This window comes from Methylobacterium terricola, assembly GCF_006151805.1.
Taxonomy (GTDB): Bacteria; Pseudomonadota; Alphaproteobacteria; order Rhizobiales; family Beijerinckiaceae; genus Methylobacterium; species Methylobacterium terricola.
The window spans coordinates 23,729-44,077 of record NZ_VDDA01000035.1 but is presented as its reverse complement, the minus strand read 5'-3'; the positions used below and the strand labels follow the sequence as shown (position 1 = coordinate 44,077).

Below are 20,349 nucleotides of genomic sequence, written 5' to 3'. Positions count from 1 at the left end.
CATGCGCTCCCACTGAGTGTCGCTAAGAACGAGACGGTCCAGGACGCCCAAAGCGGCTCTCCAAAAAGCAGCCTTGAATCACGTCTCAACCAACCGGGAAACCCCAAGAGTCCACACCGCCTAGGGCCACGATCGCAGGAGCCCTGATCCCAAGCTCCTGATCCCAATCACCCCGATCTCCAGGGCCCTGCTCCGGGCGCGAGGGCCGTCCGGCCAAAAGCGGCATTTCGGGTGCGCCATTTGCGCACGCCGGCGCCACCCTACCGGTTTTCGGGGATACCGGGCTCCTCCCTCCTCTGACCTTACTGAGGCCGGACCGAGGGACGCCATGATCCGCCTCCACGTCATCGACCCGGCGCACCGCGGCCTCTACGCGGACGCGCTCGCGCAGCACCACGCCTTGCGGCGGGCCTCCTTCGAGGCAGGCGGCTGCCGGGCGCTCCGGACCGTCGATGCCGCAGGGTGCGACCGGTTCGACACCGAGGCGACGCGCTACCTCGTGGCGATCGACGGGGACGGGCGGGTCACGGGCGGCACGCGGCTCCTGCCGTCCGACGGTCCGACGCCGCTGAGCGAGATCTTCCCGCACCTCGCCGAGATCCGCGGCGTCGCGCGCGGACGCGACATCTGGGAATCCGCCGGGTTCTTCGCCTCCGCGCGCTACCGCGAGGAGAAGCCGCTGTCGCGGGCGGGCGGCATCGTGGCGGCGGGCTTGATCGAGCATTGCCTGGAGCAGGCCATCCCGCACCTGAACCTCGTCGCCGAGACCTGCCGGATTCCCCAGATGGCCGAGCTCGGCTGGCGCCCGCGGCCGCTGGGCCTGCCGATCGCCCATGACGGCGTCTCGCTCTGCGCCGTCCGGATCGCGGCGAGCGAGGAGGCCCTGGCGGAGACCCGGGCGGCCTACGACATCGTCGCCTCCGTCCTGGCCGGCCCCCTTCCCCCGACCCCGCCGGACTGCGCCCGCTCGCCCGACCGCACCCGGTCGCCGGACCGCACGCGGTCCGGGCGTGGCCTGGCAGCGTGAGGCCGCAGCGATGACGCAGCACGATGGCACCCGCCTTCCCACTCAGGCCCTGCGCCAGGCGTCCCGCCAAGCTGTTCGCCAGGCCGCGCGCCAGGCCTCCCGGCAAGTGTCCGGCGAGCTGTCCGGGCTCCCGCGGCCAACCGTCGGGACCCGCGCCGCGGCCGACCTTCTGGCCGAGCACCTGATCGAGGCCTACCGGCACGCCGCCGCGTGCGAGGACCCGGTCGCCCTCGACCTGATCCGGCTCGCGCTCTGGCATGTCGCCCGCACCTACCCGCCCTCCGGGGTGAACCCGGCGCCGGAGGAGCATTGGTCGTAACCTTCGGCGCATCGCATCCGGCCCGGTCCCGCCCCCGTCGCGAGCCCGCGCATCCCCAAACCCGTTCCGCATTCGACCAGGCACGCACCATGGCGCCCGTTTTCCAGACCTCTCTGTCGTCGTCCGGCCTGTCGCAGGCCGCCCGGGCCGAGATCCAGGCCCTGCGCCTCGCCGCCGGCATCCTGGACCTGCAGCACAGCGCGAGCCCGCAGATCCGCGACCTGCCCTCCGTGCAGGCGATGATCCGCGCCGCCGCAGCGGTGTTCGACGAGCTCGGCTTCGGCGAGGAGGGCGAGCTCGACCGGGCGATGTCTTCCTGACGGGACGCGGGCCCGGGGCCTGCACGAGTCCTGCGAGAAGCCTGCAAAGCCGGATCCGCGCGGCTTCGCCCCGGGCCTCCCTACGCCGTCGGTCCGGGCACGCGGGTCGAGCGCGAGTTCAGCTTGCCCAGGCTGGCGGCGAGGTCCGCCGTGGCCGCGGAGACGGCCTCGGCGGTCGCGACGAAGCCGCGCTCGGTCAGGGCCTCCGCGAGATCGGCCAGGGAGGCTTCGAGCTGGCGCGTCAGGACGTGCTCGCCGAGGCTCGACAAGGCGCGCCGGGCGACATCGGCCAGTCTCTCGGCGGTCGGCGTCTCGACGTGGCGCAGCAGGATGGCGAGCGTCGCGATGGCCTCCGTCAGGGTCTGGGACTGGATCGACTCCGACGCGACGACGATCACGGCCTCCAGCGCGTCGGTCGCGATGACCGGTGCCGCATCGCCGTAGACGATGCAGGCGCCGGCATCGCCCGGGGCTTCGACCTCGCCCCGGCTCCACTGCGCGATGATGTCCCGCAGGGCCTGGATGACGGTGAGGCCGGGATTGGGGTTGGATTTCGACGTCGAGACCGAGGTCCAGGCGATCGTCGCGAGCTGGTGCAGGCCGTAGGCCGTGTTGTTCTGGAGATCGCGGCCGTCGTCATAGACGAAGGCGGCCAGGATCTCGCCGACGAGGCCCTCGCCGGCGAGGCGCTCGCGCGCGTCCATGCGCGACGCCGCGCTCGGGCTCACCCGCAGCCGGAACACCGGATCGCCGACCGCGCGATAGGTCCCGAGCGCGATCAGGACCACGATCTCGGCGTCGCCTCGCCCGTGCCGGTCCAACGCCGCCGCGATCCGGGCGGGGTCGAGGCCGACGACGTAACCGCTCTCCCGTGACCGGACGAGGGCGAGATCGACGAAGCCGGGGCGTTCCGCCCTCCGGGTCGCCGCCAGCAACCGGAGATCCGCGCTCCGGGCCTCCAGCACCTTGTCGTGGATGAACTGGATGATCTGCTCCGGCCGCATCTGGTCGATCGTGTTGTAGATCATCACGATGATCAGGCACAAAGCCAGGGCCGTGAGCAGCAGGCTCAGCGCCGCCGCAAAGACCGGCCGGTGGTAATCGGTGTTGGTGACGAGGGTGGTCAGGACGAAGACCGACAGCCCGACGAAATAGCCGAAATAGAACTGGTTGGTCCGGCGCGCCATGAACTGGTCGGTGACCTGCGCCGTCAGGGCGCCGGCGCCCTGCTGCACGGCGAGGAGCAGGAGCGAGAAGGTGATCGAGGTGACCGTGATGATGCTCGAGGCCACGGTGGCGAGCAGGCTCGCCAGGGCGGCGCGGTCGCCCATCAGCGCGCCGAGCCAGCGGAAGCCGGGCGGTCCCTCGGCGCCGGACCACGATCCGTCCGCGAGGTAGACCAGGGCGCTCAAGGCGATGAACCCGCTCACCGTCGCGAGCGGCAGGGAGAGGAACTGCCGGAACGAGCGCCGGATCGCGCTGACGAGGCGGTTCGGAACCGCGGCGATGGCGTTCATGGGCCGGGATCCCGTCCTAGTCCCATCGCGCCGATGCATCGGCACGCCGATGCCTCAGTGCCGGCCCCCGCTCGGGCGTGCCCCGTGCCCTCGTACGGGGGCGGTTCGAAAGGCGCTGCGGCGTGACGTTCCGATTCTCGGCGGATGCCCCGGCTCACGGCCCCGCGCGGTCCGCGGCCAGCCGTTCGGCCCGCGCCTTCTCCTCGGGGCTGAGCCCGGCCACCGCCTGGGTCAGCCAGGCGTCGGAGAGGCCTTGCGCCCGGGCGGCCATGTCCCAGGCCGCGGCCTCGACCAGGTTGCGCGCGACGCCGCGGCCGCTGGCATAGAGCCGGGCGACGCGGTTCTGGGCGACGGCGTTGCCCCGGAAGGCGGCGTGGCGGAAGTAGCGGGCGGCCCGGGCCTCGTCCTTCGCGACGCCCTCGCCGTTGAACAGCAGGATCGAGTACTCGACCTCGCCGGCGAGGTCGCCGTTATCGGCGGCGCGGCGGAACCACTCGGCCGCCCGGGCCGGGTCCTTCGCCAGCCCGCGGCCCTGGAGGTAGAGCACGCCGAGGGCGTGCTGGGCCGGGGCCAGTTCCTGATGGGCGGCCTGGCGCAGGAGGTCGGCGGCGCGGGTCAGGTCCGCCGGCACGCCGGTGCCGATCAGGATCAGGGCGAGGTTGTAGCTCGCGGTCGCGTCGGCCCGGGCGGCGGCCTTCTCCAGCAGGGCGCGGCCGGAGGCCTGGTCCTTCGGCACGCCGCGGCCCTCGATCTGCATCATGCCGAGGGTCGCCGCGGCGTGGGGATCGCCGAGATTGGCCGCCAGCCGGTACCATTCGGCCGCCCGCCTGGGGTCCTGGCGCACGCCGAGGCCCTGGCTGTAGAGCTCCGCCAGCAGGGTCATGGCGGCAAAGTCGGTCTTGTTGGTCTCGAGCCGCTTCGTCGCCTCCTTGAACGCGGTGACGTAGAAGCCGCGCTGGTAGGCCCCGTAAGCGAGGTCGGCGTTCGGGTCCTTCGAGGGCGCCGGCGGCAGCGAGGCCGCACCCGGCAGGGTCTGGTTCGGCGCGCCGAAGGTCTGGACGCCCAGCGCGGGGGCTGCCGGAGCCTGGATCGCCGGGCTTGCCGGCGTCGAGCCTGGCGGCGTCGGCTTGGCCGCGACCGGGCCGGCCGCGAGGCTCAAGGTCCCCACGGCCGTCAGGGCCGAGGCCCGGAGGAGCGTCAGGGTCGCGAGGCGGACCTGGCGCATCCTCACCCCTCCCCGGCCGGGCGGGCCTGGATGAGCTGCTGCGCCTCGGCCACCGCAGCCTCGCCGCCCTCCCCCGCCCACAGGACGGGATCGAGGCCGATGAACTCGGCCCCCGTCGCGACGAGGTCCGGCACCGCCGCGAGGTCGCGGGCGAGGGCGATGCAGGGCGTCTCGAAGATCTCGACCCACCAGGTCAGCCGCGCCACGAGGTCGTCGAGGCCGAGCTTCGCCTCGTCGCCGAACAGGACGTAGTCGGCGCCGGCCTCGCCGGCCTCCATGGCGGCGTGCTTGGTGCGCAGGCGCCCGACCCCCAGGATGCGGCCGTCGCGCAGACGATCGCGCAAGGCGCGCAGCGGGGTCTCGGCGTCGTCCTCGTCCTCCTCCTCGTCGTCGGCGGCCTCCGAGGGCTCCGCCTCCGCCCGATCCTCCGCCCCATGGTTCGCCGGCACGTGGACGCCGTCGGCACCGCTGCGGGAGGCCACGGTGGCGAGGTCGGTGGTCCCGCCCCCGGCCAGCACCAGGGCGGCGCCGGCCTCCTGCACCGCAGGCGCCACCGCCTTGACGGCGTTGACCAGCGCGCGTTCGTCGCCGGGCGGCAGGCGCAGGATCACCGCGGCGACGTCGCCGGCCTTGACCGCGCGCGCCAGGCGCTGGCCGAGGTCCGGGCCGGCCTCGGGGGCCGTGAGGAGGATCAGGCGGGTCTGGGGTTCGGCCATCGGGATCTTCGGTTCGAGCCTTCGAGCGCGCGACAAGGCGAGGGCAAAAAACGCATGGGGCGGACGGCCCTGCGGCCGCCCGCCCTGCTGCCCGGTCAATGGGGCGGCGATGCGGCGCGGGGCAAGCCCCGCGCCGGCTCGGCCTTACTCCGCGGCCTGCTTGTGGGCGGCGAAGGACGGGTCGAGCTTGCCGGCGGCGTAGCGCTTGGCCATCTCCGAGAGCGCGATCGGCCGGATCTTGCCGGCGTGGCCGGCGGTGCCGAACTCCTCGAAGCGCTGCTTGCACAGCTTGGTCATCGCGTCCATCGCCGGCTTCAGGTACTTGCGCGGGTCGAACTCGGCCTTGTTCTCCTGCAGGATCTTGCGGATCTGGCCGGTCATCGCCATCCGGTTGTCGGTGTCGATGTTGATCTTGCGCACGCCGTGCTTGATGCCGCGCTGGATCTCCTCGACCGGCACGCCCCAGGTCGGCTTCATCTCGCCGCCATACTGGTTGATGATGTCCTGCAGGTCCTGCGGGACCGACGAGGAGCCGTGCATCACCAAGTGGGTGTTGGGCAGGCGGCGGTGGATCTCCTCGATCACGTTCATCGCCAGCACCGCGCCGTCGGGCTTGCGGGTGAACTTGTAGGCGCCGTGCGAGGTGCCCATGGCGACCGCGAGGGCGTCGACCTTGGTGGCGGCGACGAACTTCTCGGCCTCGGCCGGGTCGGTGAGCAGCTGGTCGTGCGACAGGACGCCTTCGGCGCCGTGGCCGTCCTCGGCCTCGCCCTCGCCGCTCTCCAGCGAGCCGAGCACGCCGAGCTCGCCCTCGACCGAGCAGCCGGCCCAGTGCGCCATCTCGGTCACCTTGCGGGTGATCTCGACGTTGTAGGCGTAGTCGGCCGGGGTCTTGCCGTCGGCCTTGAGCGAGCCGTCCATCATCACCGAGGTGAAGCCGTACTGGATCGCGGTGGCGCAGGTCGCCTCGTTGTTCCCGTGATCCAGGTGCATGCAGACCGGGATGTGGGGATAGATCTCGACCAGGCCGTCGATCAGCTTGGCCAGCACCACGTCGTTGGCATAGGCGCGGGCGCCGCGGCTCGCCTGCAGGATCACCGGCGAGTCGGTGGCGTCGGCCGCCGCCATGATGGCGAGGCCCTGTTCCATGTTGTTGATGTTGAAGGCCGGCACCCCGTAGCCGTGCTCGGCGGCGTGGTCGAGGAGCTGCCTGAGCGTGATGCGCGCCATGTCGAAATCCTCCGAGATCGTCGTTCGTGCAGTTGTATAACGGACGGGTCGGCGGGCGTCATAATCCCGCCGACCTGAACGGAACCCTCAAGCTGTCTGGCGCAACGCGTCGACGCCCGGCAGCGGCTTGCCTTCGAGCCACTCGAGGAAGGCGCCGCCGGCGGTCGAGATGTAGGTGAAGTCCTCGGACACGCCGGCATGGTTGAGCGCCGCCACCGTGTCGCCGCCGCCCGCCACCGAGACGAGCTGGCCGGCCTTGGTCCGCGCTGCCGCGTGGCGGGCCGCCGCCACCGTGCCCTGGTCGAAGGGCGCGATCTCGAAGGCGCCGACGGGGCCGTTCCACACCAGGGTCCTGGCGTCGTCGATCACCGCCGCGATCCGGTCGACGGACAGGCCGCCGATGTCGAGGATCATGCCGGTCTCCGGGATGGCGTCGACCCCGTAGGTGTGGTGGGGCGCGCCGGCCTTGAACTCCTCGGCCACCACGCCGTCGACCGGCAGGACGATGGCGCAGTTGTTCTCCCGCGCCGCCTCGATGATGGCCTGCGCGGTGCCGGCGAGGTCGCGCTCGCACAAGGACTTGCCGACGCCGAGGCCGGCGGCGTGCAGGAAGGTGTTGGCCATGCCGCCGCCGATCACCAGGGCGTCGACCTTGGCGACGAGGTTCTTCAGGAGGTCGATCTTGGTCGAGACCTTGGAGCCGCCGACGATCGCCACCACCGGCCGGGCCGGGGCCTCGAGGCCCTTGGTCAGCGCGTCCAGCTCGGCCTGCATCAGGCGGCCGGCATAGGCCGGCAGCACGTGGGCGAGGCCTTCCGTCGAGGCGTGGGCCCGGTGGGCGGCCGAGAACGCCTCGTTGACGTAGACGTCGCCGTTCGCGGCGAGCGCCTTGACGAAGCCCGCGTCGTTCTTCTCCTCGCCGGCGTGGAAGCGGGTGTTCTCCAGCATCAGGACGTCGCCGTCGTTCAGCGCCGCGACCGCCGCGGCGGCCTGCTCGCCGATGCAATCCTCCGCGAAGGCGACCGGACGGCCGAGTTCCCGGGCGGTGGCCTCGGCAATCGGGCGCAGGGACTCGGCGGCGACCGGCTTGCCCTTCGGGCGGCCGAAATGCGCGAGCAGGATCACCTTGGCGCCAGCCTCGACGAGTTCCTGCAGGGTCGGCAGGACGCGCTTGATGCGGGTGGCGTCGGTGACGCGGCCCTGGTCCATCGGCACGTTGAAGTCGACGCGGACGAGGACGCGCTTGCCCTTGAGGTCGCCGGCATCGTCGAGGGTACGGAAACGGGTCATCGGCGGGGGCACCTTGCGGACGGGGAATGAGCGGAAAGAGCGGGGCGCGGCTCAGCGCAGCGGGATCAGGGCCTGCAGGTTGAGGCGCTGCGCCACCAGGGTCAGCGCCACCGTGAGCGCGGCGGTGATCACGGCGGTGAGCAGCAGGGCCCCCATCCCCGGCAGGCCGCGGGTGCGCTCGGTCAGCGCCCGGACCTCACCGCGCAGGGCCGCGAGGTCGGATTGGCGGGCGGCCTCGTTCATGCGGGCGCCGGCCGCCTCGACCCGGTCCTCGACGCGGCCGAGCAGAGCCTCGGAGCGGGCGTACTTGTCCTCGATCCGCGAGGCCTTGTCCTCGATGCGGGCGAGCTGGTCCGCGACTTGCGTCGGCAGGGCGACGGCGATCCGGGCGGGGGCGCCGGCTTGCGCCGGGGGAGGGACCTGCGCGGGAACGGGATTCGGCGGAACTTGCGCCGGAACGGCGGGCGCCGCGTTCGGCGGCGCGGCCGGAGTCGGAGCCTGCCCCTGGAGCAGGGCCGCGTCGGCGGCGTTCGCGGGGCGGGTGGAGGGCGCGGCGTCGGTCATCGGCGGATCCTCGGGGGCGAATCCTTGAAGGGTCAACGCGGGCGGTCCCGCGATGGGCCCGCCCGAAAACGAAGGCCGGCCCCTTGGAGGGAGCCGGCCCGTCGCATCGTCCAGGTCAGATGAGCTTCGCCATCGCGATGGCGGTGTCGGCCATGCGGTTCGAGAAGCCCCACTCGTTGTCGTACCAGGTCAGCACGCGCACGAAGGTGCCGTCCATGACCTTGGTCTGATCGATGTGGAAGGTCGAGGAATGGGGGTCGTGGTTGAAGTCGATCGAGACGTTCGGGGCCTCGGTGAAGCCGAGCACGCCCTTGAGCGGGCCGTTCGCCGCCGCCTTGATCGCCTCGTTGATCTCGCCGACCGAGGTGGCGCGCTTGGCGTTGAACTTGAAGTCGACGACCGAGACGTTCGGGGTCGGCACGCGGATCGAGGTGCCGTCGAGCTTGCCGTTCAGCTCCGGCAGCACGAGGCCGACGGCCTTGGCGGCGCCGGTGGTGGTCGGGATCATCGACAGGGCCGCGGCGCGGGCCCGGTAGAGGTCCTTGTGCATCTGGTCCAGCGACGGCTGGTCGTTGGTGTAGGAGTGGATCGTGGTCATGAAGCCGCGCTCGATGCCGACGGCGTCGTTGAGCACCTTGGCGACCGGGGCGAGGCAGTTGGTGGTGCACGAGGCGTTGGAGACCACCAGGTGGTCGGCCGTCAGCTTGTCGTGGTTCACGCCGTAGACGACCGTGAGGTCGGCGCCGTCCGCGGGAGCGGACACGAGGACGCGCTTGGCGCCGGCCTCGAGGTGGAGCTTGGCCTTCTCCTTCGAGGTGAAGATGCCGGTGCACTCCATCGCGATGTCGACGCCGAGCTCGCGGTGCGGCAGCTCGGCCGGGTTCTTGATCGCGGTGACGCGGATGCGCTGGCCGTCGACCACGATGTGGTCGCCCTCGACCGTGACGGTGCCGGGGAACTTGCCGTGGACCGAATCGAAGCGCAGCAGGTGGGCGTTGGTCTCGACCGGGCCGAGATCGTTGATGGCCACGACCTCGATGTCGGTGCGGCCGGCCTCCTTGATGGCGCGCAGGACGTTGCGGCCGATGCGTCCGAAGCCGTTGATGGCGACCTTGACCGTCATGTGTTCTCTCCCGTGGAGGTTGCGTGGCGATAGGAGCCGGGGCGGGTGCGCCCCGCGGCGAGGCGGGCCGCGCGGGACGAGCCGGCGCGACGCGGATCGGGGATGGGCGAGAGGGGCCGGAGCCGGCCGGGGGGCCTGGCTGCGCTCTCCGTCCCGAACGCGCCGGCCGTCCCTTCGGGGACGGGGCTGGCGGGGGGCACGGGAGGCGTCACGGCAGCTCGTATTCTGGTTCTCGCCGGCGACAGCCGCCGGGCGGGGCGCCGGCTTCCTAACATGGCGCCGGGACGTGTCAAACTCAGGCCCCGGCTTGGGGAAAACCCGGTTCCGAGGGGCGGGTCGGGGCTCCCCCCTCGGAGCCCGCGCCCTCGCGGGGCCGTCGAATCGTCGAGATCCGGTCAGCCACCCCTTAACCACCGCGACGCGAGGGGTGAGAGAGCCCTGGATCTGTAACCAAATCGCGCCTGATCGGCGGTAGATCGGCCGGTGAAAGCGGCGACAGCGATGCAGATCGATCTTTCCACCCTCTACTACCTGATCATCGGCACGGTGCTGGTCGCGCTGGCGATGACGCTGTGGGAGCGGCAGGCCCATCCGCGGCGGGCGCACGAGCTCGGCCTCTGGGCCGGCGCCTACCTGGCCTTCGCGATCGGCGTCACCATCGGGCTCAACCGCGCGCTGCTCCCCGGCATCGTCGGCGGTGCGCTCGCCAACCTGGTGATCGTCACGGGCTACCTGCTGATCCTGCACGGCGTCGCCCGCCTCGACGGCCCGGCCTCCCTGCGCCGCCCGGTCGCGATCCTGGTCGCGCTGGCGTTGCTGTGGGCGACCGTCGGCGTGCGCTGTCCGGGCGCGCTGTGGAACTACCTCGCCTCGCTGCCGATCACGCTGGCCTGCGGGCTGACCGCCTGGACGCTGATGCAGAGCCGCAGCACCCGGACCTTGCGCGCGCGCCGGCTCGCGATCGCGGTCGCGGCCGGGCACGGCCTGTTCAACCTCGGCAGGGTGATCCTGACGCCGGTCCTCGTCGCCGCCTACGGCGACGGGCTGCTGCCGGCCTTCGGCAAGATCACGATGTACGAGGGCGTGCTCTATTCCGTGGCGATGCCGATGGGACTGATCGCGCTGGTGCGCGAGGAGGCGCAGGCGGACGCCCTGGCGGCCTCGCGCACCGACTACCTCACCGGTCTCCAGAACCGCCACGGCTTCTTCGAGGCCGGGACACGGCTGCTCGACGCGCAGCCGGCCGCCCTCCTCGCCTTCGACCTCGACCACTTCAAGGCGATCAACGACCGCCACGGCCACGCCGCCGGCGACGCCGTGCTGCGTCTGTTCGCCGATACCGCCCGCCGGGCGGCCGGGCCGGACGCCCTCGTCGCCCGGCTCGGCGGCGAGGAATTCGCCGCGCTCCTGCCCGGCCGGGACGTCGGCGGGGCCCGGCTCGTCGGCGAGACCATCTCCCGCCTCTTCGCCGCGGCGTCCCGGCACGGCGACGGCCCCGGCATCCCGGCGACCGTCAGCGTCGGCCTCGCGGCGGCGCGACCCGGCCTGGACGATCTTCCGGCCCTGCTCTCGGCCGCCGACCGCGCCCTCTACCGGGCCAAGGCGGGCGGGCGGAACCGCCTGGAGGTGGCGGCAGCCGCCTGATTGTCCCCGCCATCCCCAAGGCACGGCGCGCAAGGCCGCCGAGGGCCGGCACGGCGATTGCGAGGCGCGGCCCGGGCCTTTAGGGTTCCGGCGACGGAATTCCCGCGTTCTTAGTCGGCGTTGTCGTGGTCGGCGTAATCCCGGAGGTGAGCATGACCGCAGCGGTGGAGGAAGCGCTGCGCCGCCTCGAAGCCTCGGTGGCCCTGCTCGAATCCGCGGTGGCGCGCCGGCTCGACGCGGAGCGCAGCCACAGCGACCTCGAGACCGAGCTGGAGATCATGCGCGACGACCGGGCCCGGCTGGCCGCCGAGCTCGATGGCGCAACGGCGCGCCTCGCCGAGATGCAATCGGTCGCGGACGACGTCGACCACCGCCTCGGCCGCGCCATCGGCACCGTCGAGGGCGTCCTCTCCCGCTCGGGCGAGCGGGGCGAGGGCTGAGGCCGCCGGCCCGACATGTCCTAAGCACGATTGCTCACGGCAATGCTGCTTGGCTCTCTGGATTTGCATCGTTTCCGCCGCCGAACCGGTGACCACCCCGGCGATTGATGCATAGGTGCGAGGAGGGGGCGATGCCTCAAGTGACGGTCACCATCGCCGGCAAGACCTACCGCATGGCCTGCGGCGAGGGCGAGGAAGGCCACCTCGAAGGGCTGGCCGCGAGCTTCGATGCCCGCATCGGCGACATGCGCAAGGCCTTCGGCGAGATCGGCGACATGCGCCTGCACGTGATGGCGGCGCTGACCCTCGCCGACGAGCTGGCCGAGACCAAGCGTCGGATGGACGCGATGGAGCGCGAGACCGCGGCCTTGCGCGAATCGACCCATGCCGGCACCGCCGAGCGCGAGGGCGCCGAGGCGCGCCTCGCCGAGACCGTGCAGCGTACCGCCGAGCGGATCGAGCGCCTGGCCAAAAGGCTGGGGCCGGTGCCGGGGGGATCGCAGGGCGGCTGAGGCCCCGGGGGACACTCGGGTCCTCGCAAGGCACACGGTCTCGGGCAAAGCGGGGGGAGGACCGGCGCGTTCCCGGTCCTCGCGCGGTCCTTTGCGGGGGCGGTCCCGGGGGATCCCGGCTCTCAGGCCGAGATCGCGTCGGCGGGCGCCAGCCGGGTCAGGAGGCCCGGGATGTCGCGGCTTCGGATGGGGCGCGAGTACAGGTAGCCCTGAACGACGTTGCAGCCGAGGCTGCCGAGCGTGCGAGCCTGGCCCTCGCTCTCGACGCCCTCGACGATGCAGTCGATGCCGATGCCCTCGCAGATCGAGACCAGTGCCCGCACGATCATCCGGCTCGTTTCGTTGGTCTCGATGTCGAGGACGAAGCGACGGTCGATCTTGAGCTTGTTCAAGGGCAGGTTCTGGATGTGGCTGAGGCTGGAATAGCCGGTCCCGAAATCGTCGAGGGCGATCTGCGCCCCGGTGGCCTTGATGCGCTCGATGTTCGCGCGCGCCGTGGAGAAGTCGTGGAGGAGCGCGGTCTCGGTCAGCTCGAAGATCACGCGTGACGGGGGAATGCCGCTCTTGGCCAGGAGCCCGACGATCCGCAGGACGGCCAGCTGGCTGGTGATGTCGTTGGACGAGAGATTGAACGACAGCTTGACCGAGGGCGGCCAGGTCCGCATCTCGATGAGCGCCTTGTCGAGCATCGCGAGCGTGATCGGGGTGATCAGCCCCGTCCGCTCAGCCGTCGGGATGAAGGCCGACGGCGAGACGGAGCCGAGGGTCGGGCTGTTCCATCGCGCCAGGCATTCGAAGGCGAGGACCCGGCCCGTGACCATGTCGACCACCGGCTGGAACATGGCCGTGAGCTCGGTCTGCAGGTCCGCCCCCCGGAGCGCCTGCTCGATCGAATCCTCCGCGCTCATCAGAGCCCGGTGCTCGGCGGAGAAGATCTCGGATCGGGAACGGCCCGTCCGCTTGGCGTGGTAGAGGGCGAAATCCGCGTACTCGAACAGGATGTCCGCCTGGCGGGCAGACTCGGGGTAGGTGGCGAAGCCGATCGAGCAGCTGACCGACACGGTCAGGTCGCCGACGACCAGGGGGTGCTGCGTCGCCTCGATCAGCGCCTGGCCGATCTGCATCAGGTCGGAGGGGTCCGTGACGGAGTCGAGGTAGAAGGCGAACTCGTCGCCGCCGATCCGCGACATGCCCTTCACCTGCGGCACGGCCTCCGAGAGCCGCTGCGCCACTTCCCGCAATACGGCATCGCCGACCCGATGGCCGTAGGAATCGTTGACCGGCTTGAAGCCGTCGAGATCGATGACGCCGACGGACATCGTGCCCGCACCGTCCTTCGCCGCCAGGGCCGCCGACAGGGCATCGAAGTAGAACCGGCGGTTGGGGATCCCGGTCACCATGTCGATGCTCAGGAGGCGGACGTTCTCCTGGTCGAGTTGCTGGATCTCCAGCTTCGAGCGCACGAGCGTCGTGAACTCGTCGTAGGAACTGGTCAGGGAGCACGCGAGGCTCGCGACGGCGAGCAGGAGAACGAGTCCCGACAGCATCGCCGGCATGGTCCCGGCCGAGAAGTACTGAACGACCGCCGGGAACAGTGTCACGGCGGTGCACAGCACCGCCACGTAGCGCAAGTTGCTCAGGCAGAAGAGACCGACCAAGCCGGCCAGGACGCAGATGAGCGACAGGAACTGCTTCTCCTCCGCGCTCGCGGCGGAAGACAGGCTGAGCACCATCACGACAGCCAGGATCGCCGCGCCGACCAGCAGGACGATGGCGCGGGTGAGACGTGCCTGCGCCTGCTCGGTCGTGATCGCGTCGTCGCGGTGGCGGTACCACCACCATCCCCGGATGCAGGCCATCGCCATCAGGAAGGCGGGGATCGCCAGGGAGGCCAGAACCGGCTCCCGCCCGCGGAACAGAACCATGACGGCGAGCATCGCCGCCGCCAGGAAGGCGTAGAGCGGCGGCATCTTGGTGGCGAAGGCGTAGTATCGCGGGAGCACCAGATCGGCGTTGATGCGGCGCTCGAACATCATGACTGCGTCTCCTGCGCGGTTGCGCAAGACACCAGTCTAACCCTTGGTCATCAAGAATGTCTTTCACCGCCGGAGCGGTGGGCCCACGCGCCGCCGCGACCCGGATCGGTCGCGTCCGTCCGCGGTCATGGGCCGGCCGCCCCCCAGGGAGGGAGGCGGCCGGGGCCTCACACGCGGCCCGGGTAGTTCGGGCTCTCGCGGGTGATGGTCACGTCGTGGACGTGGCTCTCGCGCAGGCCCGCATTGGTGATGCGGATGAACTGCGCCTTCTCCTGCATCTCGGGGATCGTCGGGGCGCCGACATAGCCCATGGCGGCGCGCAGGCCCCCCGAGAGCTGGTGCAGGACCGCGGCGACCGGGCCCTTGTAGGGAACCTGGCCCTCGATGCCCTCGGGCACGAGCTTGTGGGTGTCGCTGACCTCGGCCTGGAAGTAGCGGTCGGCCGAGCCGCGCGCCATGGCGCCGACCGAGCCCATGCCGCGATAGCTCTTGTACGAGCGGCCCTGGTAGAGGAACACCTCGCCGGGCGCCTCGTCGGTGCCGGCGAGCAGCGAGCCGAGCATCGCCACCGAGGCGCCGGCGGCGATCGCCTTGGCGAGGTCGCCCGAATATTTGATGCCGCCATCGGCGATCACCGGCACGTCGGCCTCGTTGCCGGCCTCGACCGCCTCCATGATGGCGGTGAGCTGGGGCACGCCGACGCCGGCGACGATGCGGGTGGTGCAGATCGAGCCCGGGCCGATGCCGACCTTGATCGCGTCGGCACCGGCATCGATCAGCGCCTGGGCGCCCTCGCGGGTCGCGACGTTGCCGGCGATGACCTGCACGGCGTTCGACAGGGTCTTCACCCGCCGCACGCTCTCCAGCACCTTGGCCGAGTGGCCGTGGGCGGTATCGACCACGATGACGTCGCAGCCGGCATCGATCAGGCGCTCGGCCCGCTCGAACCCGCCGTCGCCGGTGGTGGTGGCGGCGGCGACCCGCAGGCGGCCCTGCTCGTCCTTGATCGCGTTCGGGTAGGCGACCTGCTTCTCGATGTCCTTGACGGTGATCAGGCCGATGCAGCGATAGTGGTCGTCGACGACGAGCAGCTTCTCGATGCGGAACTGGTGCAGCAGGCGCTTGGCCTCGTCCTGGGTCACGCCCTCGCGCACGGTGATCAGCCGGTCGCGGGTCATCAGCTCGGCGACCGGCTGGCTCTGGTTGGTGGCGAACCGCGTGTCGCGGTTGGTCAGGATGCCGACGAGCTTGCCGCGCGAGCCGTTGGGGCCGCGCTCGACCACCGGGATGCCCGAGATGCCGTGCTGGCGCATCAGGCCGTAGGCGTCGGCCAGGGTCTCGTCCGGGTGGATGGTGATCGGGTTGAGCACCATGCCGGATTCGTACTTCTTGACGAGGCGCACCTGCTCGGCCTGCTCCGGCGGCTCGAGGTTGCGGTGGATCACCCCGAGGCCGCCGTGCTGCGCCATCGCGATGGCCATCCGGGCCTCGGTCACCGTGTCCATCGCCGAGGCGATGATCGGCATGTTGAGCTTGATCGTGCGGGTGAGGCGGGTGCCGAGATTCACCTCGGCCGGCATCACCGAGGATGCGGCGGGGCGGAGCAGGACGTCGTCGAAGGTCAGGCCCTCGATGATCGTATCGGTGCTGATGCGGGCCATGAACCAACTCCTGGTGCGTGCGGCGCCCTTGACGGGTCGACCGCGAAATCGGCGTCGTGCCGAGCGATTTCCCCGGCAAGAGCCTGTCTTGAGTTGGCACCGGCCGATAGCACGCGTCCGTGACGGGCGCAAAGCGCTATCGCCGCAGCGCAGCGATGCGATTCACGCCTCTTGCGGGGCGTCCGTCCGGGTCCGGGCCGGGGTCAGGACGAATTCGTCCCAATCCGGCACGCGCATCGCCCGCTGGTAGGCGACGACGGTGCCGGGCCAGAGCGCGACGTTGCGGCCCTCGCCGTCCTGGTACCAGGAGGCGCAGCCGCCCTGCTGCCAGATGCTGCCCGACAGCCGCGCCTCGAGCGCGGCGAGGTCGCGCGCCTGCGCCTCGGGCGTCGGCTCGATCGCCGCGAGGGTCCGCGCCTTCATCTCGGCGAGGCAGGCCAGCACGTAGGAGACCTGCGCCTCGACCATCAGCACCACGGAGTTGTGGCCGAGGCCCGTATTGGGGCCGAGCAGCATGAAGAAGTTGGGGAAACCGGCGAGCGCGACGCCGCGATGCGCCGTCACCCGCTCGCCCCAGGCCCGGGCCAGGATCAGCCCGTCGCGGCCGACCACCGGCACCCGGGCCAGCGACGCGGTGACGTCGAAGCCGGTGGCGAGCACCAGCACGTCGAGGGGATGGTGGCGGCCATCCGCCATCGTCACGCCGTCCGGGGTGACGCTGCGGATCGCCTCGGTCTCCAGCGTCACGTTCGGCCGGGTCAGGGCCGGGTAGTAATCGTCGGAGAGCAGCACCCGCTTGCAGCCGAGACGATAGGCCGGGGTCAGCTTGGCGCGCAACGCGGGATCGGCGACCTGCTTGCGCAGGTGGTGCCGGCTCGCGGCCTCGGCGAGGCGGGTGAGGCCCGAGACACGGGTGAAGCCCAGGGCCGCCCGCGCCTCCCGGGCCCAGAACTGGACCGCGCGCAGCAGCCGGCGGGCTGGCGGCAGGCGGCGGAACAGGGCCTGCAGCCGCGGGCCGATCGGCCGGTCGTGGCGCGGCATCACCCAGGGAGCCGTGCGCTGGAACAGGGTGAGCTGCCCCACCTCCGGCGCGATGGCCGGCACGACCTGGATCGCGCTCGCCCCGGTGCCGATGATCCCGACGCGCTTGCCCGTCAGGGCGACCCCGTGATCCCACGAGGAGGTGTGGAAGAGCGGCCCCAGGAAGCTGTGGAGGCCGGGAATCGCCGGAAGCGCCGGGTGATGCAGGGCCCCCATGCCGGACACCACCACCCGGGCCTCGAGCGGGCCGCGATCGGTCTCGACCCGCCACAGGGACCGCGTCCCGTCCCAGACCGCGCCGGTGACCGCGGTGGCCAAGGACAGGCACCGGTCGAGCGCGAAGCGCTCGACCAGCTCGCCCAGATAGGCGGCGATCTCCGGCTGGCCGGCATAGATGCGCGTCCAGTCAGGCTTCGGGGCGAAGGACAGGGAGTAGAGATGGGCCGGGATGTCGCAGGCGGCGCCCGGATAGGTGTTCTCATGCCAGGTGCCGCCGACCGCACCGGCCTTCTCGACCACGAGCAGGTTCGCGAGGCCGGCCTGCCGGGCCCGGATCGCCATGGCGAGGCCGGAGAAGCCGGCCCCGATCACCAGGAGGTCGAGCGGCTCGGTCGGCCAGGGCGCCGGCGGGGCGGGAGCATCCGTCACCGGATCGCCTCCGGCGCCCGCGCGTGGGTCTTCAGGAAGGCGGCGGCCTCGGACAGGGAGCGGCGGCCTTCCGGCAGGAACGAGTGGGCGAGCTGCCAGACATGCGGCACCACCGGCCAGGTCTTCACGGTGGCGTTGACGCCCGCCGCCTTCGCCTTCTCGGCGAAGCGGACCGAATCGTCGCGCAGGACCTCCCGGTCGCCGACATGGAACAGGAGCGGCGGCAGGCCGGCCGGATCGCCCTCGACCGGCGAGACGAGCGGGTCCGTGGGGTCGTGGCCGGCGAGGTAGAGGTCGACGAGGTGCTGGAGCTTGGTGGGGTCGAACATCGCGTCGCGGCGGGCATTGCCGAGCATCGAGGCGCCGCGGCCGAGCATGTCGGTCGAGGGCGAGAACAGCACGGCGGCCTCGGGCATCGCCAGGCCGTCCCGCCGCGCCCGCAGCATCAGGGCGAGCGCCAGGTTGCCGCCGGCGGAATCGCCCGCGACGCCCGCCGGCCCGGCCGCCGCGAAGGCGGACCAGCAGGCGGCGGCATCGTCGAGGGCGGCCGGGAACGGGTGCTCCGGCGCGAGGCGGTAATCGGGGCAGAACACCCGGAAGCCGCTGCCGGCGAAGGCGCCGGTGAGCGAGCGATGGGTGCGGGGCGAGCAGCCGATGAAGCCGCCGCCATGCAGGTAGAGCAGGCGCGGGGCGTCCGGCGCGAGGCCGGGGCGCTCGGCCCACTCCCCCGGGACGCCGCCGACCTCGCCGGGCCGGAACGCGACGCCGGCCGGCTCGGGAAAGCTCGCCTGGTTGAAGATCCGCCGGATCGCCGCGACGTCGCCGCCGGCCCGGGCGATCTTCGGCCTCACCTGCCAGCGGATGATCCAGTTGAAGACATGGGCGCGCAGGCTCGTCATGTGGTTCGCTCCATGGCGCGGGCGAGCAGCGACCAGTAGCGCACCGGCATCAGGCGCTGGATCAGCGCCACCTGGGCGGCGTCGCGACCGACGACGATGCGGGGCTCGCGCCGGGCGATGCCGCGCAGGATGCGGTCGGCCGCCGCCTCGGGCGACAGCCGCAGGAAGCGCTCGGCGGCCTGCTTGCCCTTGGCGACCTCGGCGGGGTCGAGGCGCGGGCCGGCCCGGGCGCTGCGGGCGATGGCGGTGGCGACGCCGCCCGGATGCACCACGCTGACGCCGAGGCTGGTCCCGGCATATTCGTGCCGCAGCGCCTCGGAGAAGCCGCGCACCGCGAACTTGCTCGCGGCGTAGGCCGCCTGGCCCGGCGGGGCGACGATGCCGTAGAGGCTCGACAGGTTGACGATCTGCGCCGCCGGCCGGCTCTCGAGGACGGGCAGGAAGGCGTGGGTCATCCGCACCACGGCGCGGAAGTTGATCTCCATCAGCCAGTCGAAATCGCTGAGCTCGACATCGGCGAAGCGGCCGGCGAGCGCGACGCCGGCATTGTTGATCAGGAGATCGAGCGGCCCGTGCCGGGCGGCGACCGCCTCCGGCAGGGCCGCGATGGCGTCGGCATCGGCGAGGTCGAGGAGGTGGGCGCTCACCTCACGCCCGAGGGCCTTTACGGCCGCCTCGCTGCGGGCGAGCCCCGCGGGGTCGCGGTCGACGAGGACGAGGCGGGCGCCCCGCCGGGCGAGGCCGACGCTCAGGGCCGCGCCGATGCCGCTGCCGGCCCCGGTGACCAGGGCCAGCGTGTCGTGCAATGGGAAGGCGTCCGCCAACAGCTCGCTCCGTCCGGCCCCGTCACGCCTTGAATCGCCCGGGCGTGACAGGAGCGCAAGGGGCGCAGGATGCGTGACGCGAGAGCGGCGTCCGATCGCGCTGCACCCGGACGCCGCCCTCGATCCACGATCGTTGCCGTCTCGTCGTCGGCGAACCGGGATCCGCTTGGTCGAACGGTGCCCTCGGCTCAGGCCGCCTGGTGAACCGCCTTCGGCAGCTCGACGTCGATCTCCAGGGTCGAGACGGAATTGCCCCGCTCCATGGTGATCTTCACCTTGTCCTGGTCGATCGCCACATGCTTGGCGATCACCGCCAGGATCTCCTCGCGCAGGACCGCCACCAGGTCCGAATTGCCGAAGGCGGTGCGCTCATGCGCCAGCAGGATCTGCAGGCGCTCGCGCGCCACCGGCGCCGTGCCGCGCCGCGACAGGAAGCTCAGCAGGTTCATGCCGCCCTCCGGGTGAACAGCTTGCCAAGGAGCGAGCGCTTCTCGGACGGTACGATCATCTCGACCGTCTCGCCGCGCAGGCGCCGCACCGCATCGATGTAGGCCCGGGCCGGCGCGCTCTGGGGGGCGTTCAATGTCACCGGGCTGCCGAGGTTGGAGGCCTTCAGCACCTCCTCGCTCTCCGGCACCACCGCCAGGAGCGGGATCGACAGGATCTCCAGCACGTCCTCGATCTTCAGCATCTCGCCGCGCTCGGCCCGGCCGGGGTCGTAGCGGGTGAGGATCAGGTGCTTCTCCAGATGCTCGCCCTTCTCGGCGCGCTCGGTCTTGGAATCCAGCAGCCCGATGATGCGGTCCGAATCGCGCACCGAGGAGACTTCGGGATTGGTCACGACCACGGCGATGTCGGCATGGCGCATGGCCAGCGTCGCCCCGCGCTCGATGCCGGCCGGGCTGTCGCAGATCACCCAGTCGAACTTCTCGCGCAGTTCGCCGATCACCCGGGCGACGCCCTCGTCGGTGAGCGCGTCCTTGTCGCGGGTCTGCGAGGCGGGGAGCAGCGCGAGGGTGTCGAGGCGCTTGTCGCGGATGAGGGCCTGGGTGAGCTTGGCGTCGCCCTGGACGACGTTGATGAGGTCGTAGACGACGCGGCGCTCGGCGCCCATGATGAGGTCGAGGTTGCGCAGGCCGACGTCGAAGTCGACGACGCAGACGTTCTGGCCAGCCTGGGCGAGGGCGGCGCCGAGCGCCGCCGTCGTGGTGGTCTTGCCCACTCCGCCCTTGCCGGACGTCACCACTATGATCTTGGCCATTCTCGTGCTCCCCCCAGAGCGGTCGGGATGATGCGGCGTCCGGCTCGGGGTC

20 protein-coding genes are annotated in these 20,349 nt (G+C 71.7%); 6 read left to right on the top strand and 14 right to left on the bottom strand.

Going from position 1 to position 20,349, the window contains the following annotated elements; all coding sequences use genetic code 11:
* Window positions 1–328 precede the first annotated feature (328 nt).
* From FF100_RS32505 to FF100_RS32495, 3 genes are all read left to right on the top strand, one after another.
* Complete coding sequence (locus FF100_RS32505; RefSeq protein ID WP_139040174.1) at window positions 329–1,027, top strand: acyl-homoserine-lactone synthase; 699 nt, start codon at window positions 329–331, stop codon at window positions 1,025–1,027.
* A 10-nt stretch (window positions 1,028–1,037) separates the two neighbouring features.
* Window positions 1,038–1,346 (top strand): hypothetical protein, encoded by a 309-nt coding sequence (locus tag FF100_RS32500; protein ID WP_139040173.1) that lies wholly within the window; start codon window positions 1,038–1,040, stop codon window positions 1,344–1,346.
* Between the two features lie 89 nt (window positions 1,347–1,435).
* Window positions 1,436–1,666, top strand: coding sequence for an SPFH domain-containing protein (locus FF100_RS32495; RefSeq protein ID WP_139040172.1), 231 nt, complete (start codon window positions 1,436–1,438; stop codon window positions 1,664–1,666).
* Window positions 1,667–1,746: 80 nt separating this feature from the next.
* Here FF100_RS32495 and FF100_RS32490 read toward each other — a convergent pair whose 3' ends face one another.
* From FF100_RS32490 to gap, 7 genes are all read right to left on the bottom strand, one after another.
* Window positions 1,747–3,183 carry a DUF2254 family protein gene (locus tag FF100_RS32490; RefSeq protein WP_171070421.1) on the bottom strand — a complete coding sequence of 479 codons (1,437 nt, stop codon included), beginning with the start codon at window positions 3,181–3,183 and terminating at the stop codon, window positions 1,747–1,749.
* Between the two features lie 154 nt (window positions 3,184–3,337).
* A complete protein-coding gene (locus FF100_RS32485; protein WP_139040170.1) occupies window positions 3,338–4,408 on the bottom strand; it encodes a tetratricopeptide repeat protein in 1,071 nt (356 codons plus the stop codon).
* 2 nt (window positions 4,409–4,410) lie between these two features.
* A complete protein-coding gene (locus tag FF100_RS32480) occupies window positions 4,411–5,124 on the bottom strand; it encodes a thiamine phosphate synthase (RefSeq protein WP_139040169.1) in 714 nt (237 codons plus the stop codon).
* A gap of 144 nt (window positions 5,125–5,268) precedes the next feature.
* Window positions 5,269–6,354, bottom strand: a complete 1,086-nt coding sequence (gene fba, locus FF100_RS32475; protein ID WP_139040168.1) for a class II fructose-bisphosphate aldolase — start codon at window positions 6,352–6,354, stop codon at window positions 5,269–5,271.
* Window positions 6,355–6,441: 87 nt separating this feature from the next.
* Window positions 6,442–7,644: a phosphoglycerate kinase gene (locus tag FF100_RS32470; RefSeq protein ID WP_139040167.1), complete on the bottom strand. Its 1,203-nt coding sequence runs from the start codon at window positions 7,642–7,644 to the stop codon at window positions 6,442–6,444.
* A 51-nt stretch (window positions 7,645–7,695) separates the two neighbouring features.
* Complete coding sequence (locus tag FF100_RS32465; protein ID WP_139040166.1) at window positions 7,696–8,208, bottom strand: hypothetical protein; 513 nt, start codon at window positions 8,206–8,208, stop codon at window positions 7,696–7,698.
* Window positions 8,209–8,323: 115 nt separating this feature from the next.
* Complete coding sequence (gap, locus tag FF100_RS32460; RefSeq protein ID WP_139040165.1) at window positions 8,324–9,331, bottom strand: type I glyceraldehyde-3-phosphate dehydrogenase; 1,008 nt, start codon at window positions 9,329–9,331, stop codon at window positions 8,324–8,326.
* 501 nt (window positions 9,332–9,832) lie between these two features.
* On the opposite strand from gap, the gene FF100_RS32455 reads away from it, so the two are divergent.
* The 3 genes from FF100_RS32455 (at window position 9,833) to FF100_RS32445 (ending at window position 11,927) form a co-directional block, all read left to right on the top strand.
* Complete coding sequence (locus FF100_RS32455) at window positions 9,833–10,975, top strand: GGDEF domain-containing protein (protein WP_139040164.1); 1,143 nt, start codon at window positions 9,833–9,835, stop codon at window positions 10,973–10,975.
* Window positions 10,976–11,127: 152 nt separating this feature from the next.
* Complete coding sequence (locus FF100_RS32450) at window positions 11,128–11,415, top strand: DUF4164 domain-containing protein (RefSeq protein WP_139040163.1); 288 nt, start codon at window positions 11,128–11,130, stop codon at window positions 11,413–11,415.
* 131 nt (window positions 11,416–11,546) lie between these two features.
* On the top strand, window positions 11,547–11,927 hold the full coding sequence (locus tag FF100_RS32445; protein ID WP_139040162.1) for a cell division protein ZapA: 381 nt from the start codon (window positions 11,547–11,549) through the stop codon (window positions 11,925–11,927).
* 122 nt (window positions 11,928–12,049) lie between these two features.
* On the opposite strand, the gene FF100_RS32440 is transcribed toward FF100_RS32445, so the two are convergent.
* The 7 genes from FF100_RS32440 to minD form a co-directional block, all read right to left on the bottom strand.
* A complete protein-coding gene (locus tag FF100_RS32440) occupies window positions 12,050–13,963 on the bottom strand; it encodes a putative bifunctional diguanylate cyclase/phosphodiesterase (RefSeq protein ID WP_139040161.1) in 1,914 nt (637 codons plus the stop codon).
* Between the two features lie 167 nt (window positions 13,964–14,130).
* Entirely contained in the window at window positions 14,131–15,624 is a 1,494-nt protein-coding gene (gene guaB / locus FF100_RS32435) for an IMP dehydrogenase (RefSeq protein ID WP_139040160.1), read from the bottom strand.
* Between the two features lie 162 nt (window positions 15,625–15,786).
* On the bottom strand, window positions 15,787–17,313 hold the full coding sequence (locus FF100_RS32430) for a flavin-containing monooxygenase (protein ID WP_246102638.1): 1,527 nt from the start codon (window positions 17,311–17,313) through the stop codon (window positions 15,787–15,789).
* A complete protein-coding gene (locus FF100_RS32425) occupies window positions 17,310–18,212 on the bottom strand; it encodes an alpha/beta hydrolase (protein ID WP_139040159.1) in 903 nt (300 codons plus the stop codon). Before FF100_RS32425 ends, FF100_RS32430 begins: the two co-directional genes overlap by 4 nt.
* Window positions 18,209–19,036 carry an SDR family NAD(P)-dependent oxidoreductase gene (locus FF100_RS32420; protein ID WP_139040158.1) on the bottom strand — a complete coding sequence of 276 codons (828 nt, stop codon included), beginning with the start codon at window positions 19,034–19,036 and terminating at the stop codon, window positions 18,209–18,211. The genes FF100_RS32425 and FF100_RS32420 overlap by 4 nt, the downstream gene beginning before the upstream one ends.
* A gap of 188 nt (window positions 19,037–19,224) precedes the next feature.
* The gene (minE, locus tag FF100_RS32415) at window positions 19,225–19,485 is read right to left on the bottom strand and encodes a cell division topological specificity factor MinE (RefSeq protein ID WP_139040157.1); all 261 of its coding nucleotides are present in this window, start codon (window positions 19,483–19,485) and stop codon (window positions 19,225–19,227) included.
* Window positions 19,482–20,297, bottom strand: a complete 816-nt coding sequence (gene minD, locus FF100_RS32410) for a septum site-determining protein MinD (RefSeq protein WP_139040156.1) — start codon at window positions 20,295–20,297, stop codon at window positions 19,482–19,484. Before minD ends, minE begins: the two co-directional genes overlap by 4 nt.
* Between the last annotated feature and the right edge of the window lie 52 nt (window positions 20,298–20,349).

What these genes read in the sequence shown, in the direction of transcription:
- FF100_RS32495 (WP_139040172.1), top strand. Translation starts at nt 1,436, where the DNA reads ATGGCGCCCGTTTTCCAGACCTCTCTGTCGTCGTCCGGCCTGTCGCAG.
- gap (WP_139040165.1), bottom strand. Translation starts at nt 9,331, where the DNA reads ATGACGGTCAAGGTCGCCATCAACGGCTTCGGACGCATCGGCCGCAAC.
- guaB (WP_139040160.1), bottom strand. Translation starts at nt 15,624, where the DNA reads ATGGCCCGCATCAGCACCGATACGATCATCGAGGGCCTGACCTTCGAC.
- FF100_RS32445 (WP_139040162.1), top strand. Translation starts at nt 11,547, where the DNA reads ATGCCTCAAGTGACGGTCACCATCGCCGGCAAGACCTACCGCATGGCC.
- FF100_RS32505 (WP_139040174.1), top strand. Translation starts at nt 329, where the DNA reads ATGATCCGCCTCCACGTCATCGACCCGGCGCACCGCGGCCTCTACGCG.
- minE (WP_139040157.1), bottom strand. Translation starts at nt 19,485, where the DNA reads ATGAACCTGCTGAGCTTCCTGTCGCGGCGCGGCACGGCGCCGGTGGCG.
- FF100_RS32470 (WP_139040167.1), bottom strand. Translation starts at nt 7,644, where the DNA reads ATGACCCGTTTCCGTACCCTCGACGATGCCGGCGACCTCAAGGGCAAG.
- fba (WP_139040168.1), bottom strand. Translation starts at nt 6,354, where the DNA reads ATGGCGCGCATCACGCTCAGGCAGCTCCTCGACCACGCCGCCGAGCAC.
- FF100_RS32440 (WP_139040161.1), bottom strand. Translation starts at nt 13,963, where the DNA reads ATGATGTTCGAGCGCCGCATCAACGCCGATCTGGTGCTCCCGCGATAC.
- FF100_RS32500 (WP_139040173.1), top strand. Translation starts at nt 1,038, where the DNA reads ATGACGCAGCACGATGGCACCCGCCTTCCCACTCAGGCCCTGCGCCAG.
- FF100_RS32480 (WP_139040169.1), bottom strand. Translation starts at nt 5,124, where the DNA reads ATGGCCGAACCCCAGACCCGCCTGATCCTCCTCACGGCCCCCGAGGCC.
- FF100_RS32490 (WP_171070421.1), bottom strand. Translation starts at nt 3,183, where the DNA reads ATGAACGCCATCGCCGCGGTTCCGAACCGCCTCGTCAGCGCGATCCGG.
- FF100_RS32485 (WP_139040170.1), bottom strand. Translation starts at nt 4,408, where the DNA reads ATGCGCCAGGTCCGCCTCGCGACCCTGACGCTCCTCCGGGCCTCGGCC.
- FF100_RS32455 (WP_139040164.1), top strand. Translation starts at nt 9,833, where the DNA reads ATGCAGATCGATCTTTCCACCCTCTACTACCTGATCATCGGCACGGTG.
- FF100_RS32450 (WP_139040163.1), top strand. Translation starts at nt 11,128, where the DNA reads ATGACCGCAGCGGTGGAGGAAGCGCTGCGCCGCCTCGAAGCCTCGGTG.
- FF100_RS32465 (WP_139040166.1), bottom strand. Translation starts at nt 8,208, where the DNA reads ATGACCGACGCCGCGCCCTCCACCCGCCCCGCGAACGCCGCCGACGCG.
- minD (WP_139040156.1), bottom strand. Translation starts at nt 20,297, where the DNA reads ATGGCCAAGATCATAGTGGTGACGTCCGGCAAGGGCGGAGTGGGCAAG.
- FF100_RS32425 (WP_139040159.1), bottom strand. Translation starts at nt 18,212, where the DNA reads ATGACGAGCCTGCGCGCCCATGTCTTCAACTGGATCATCCGCTGGCAG.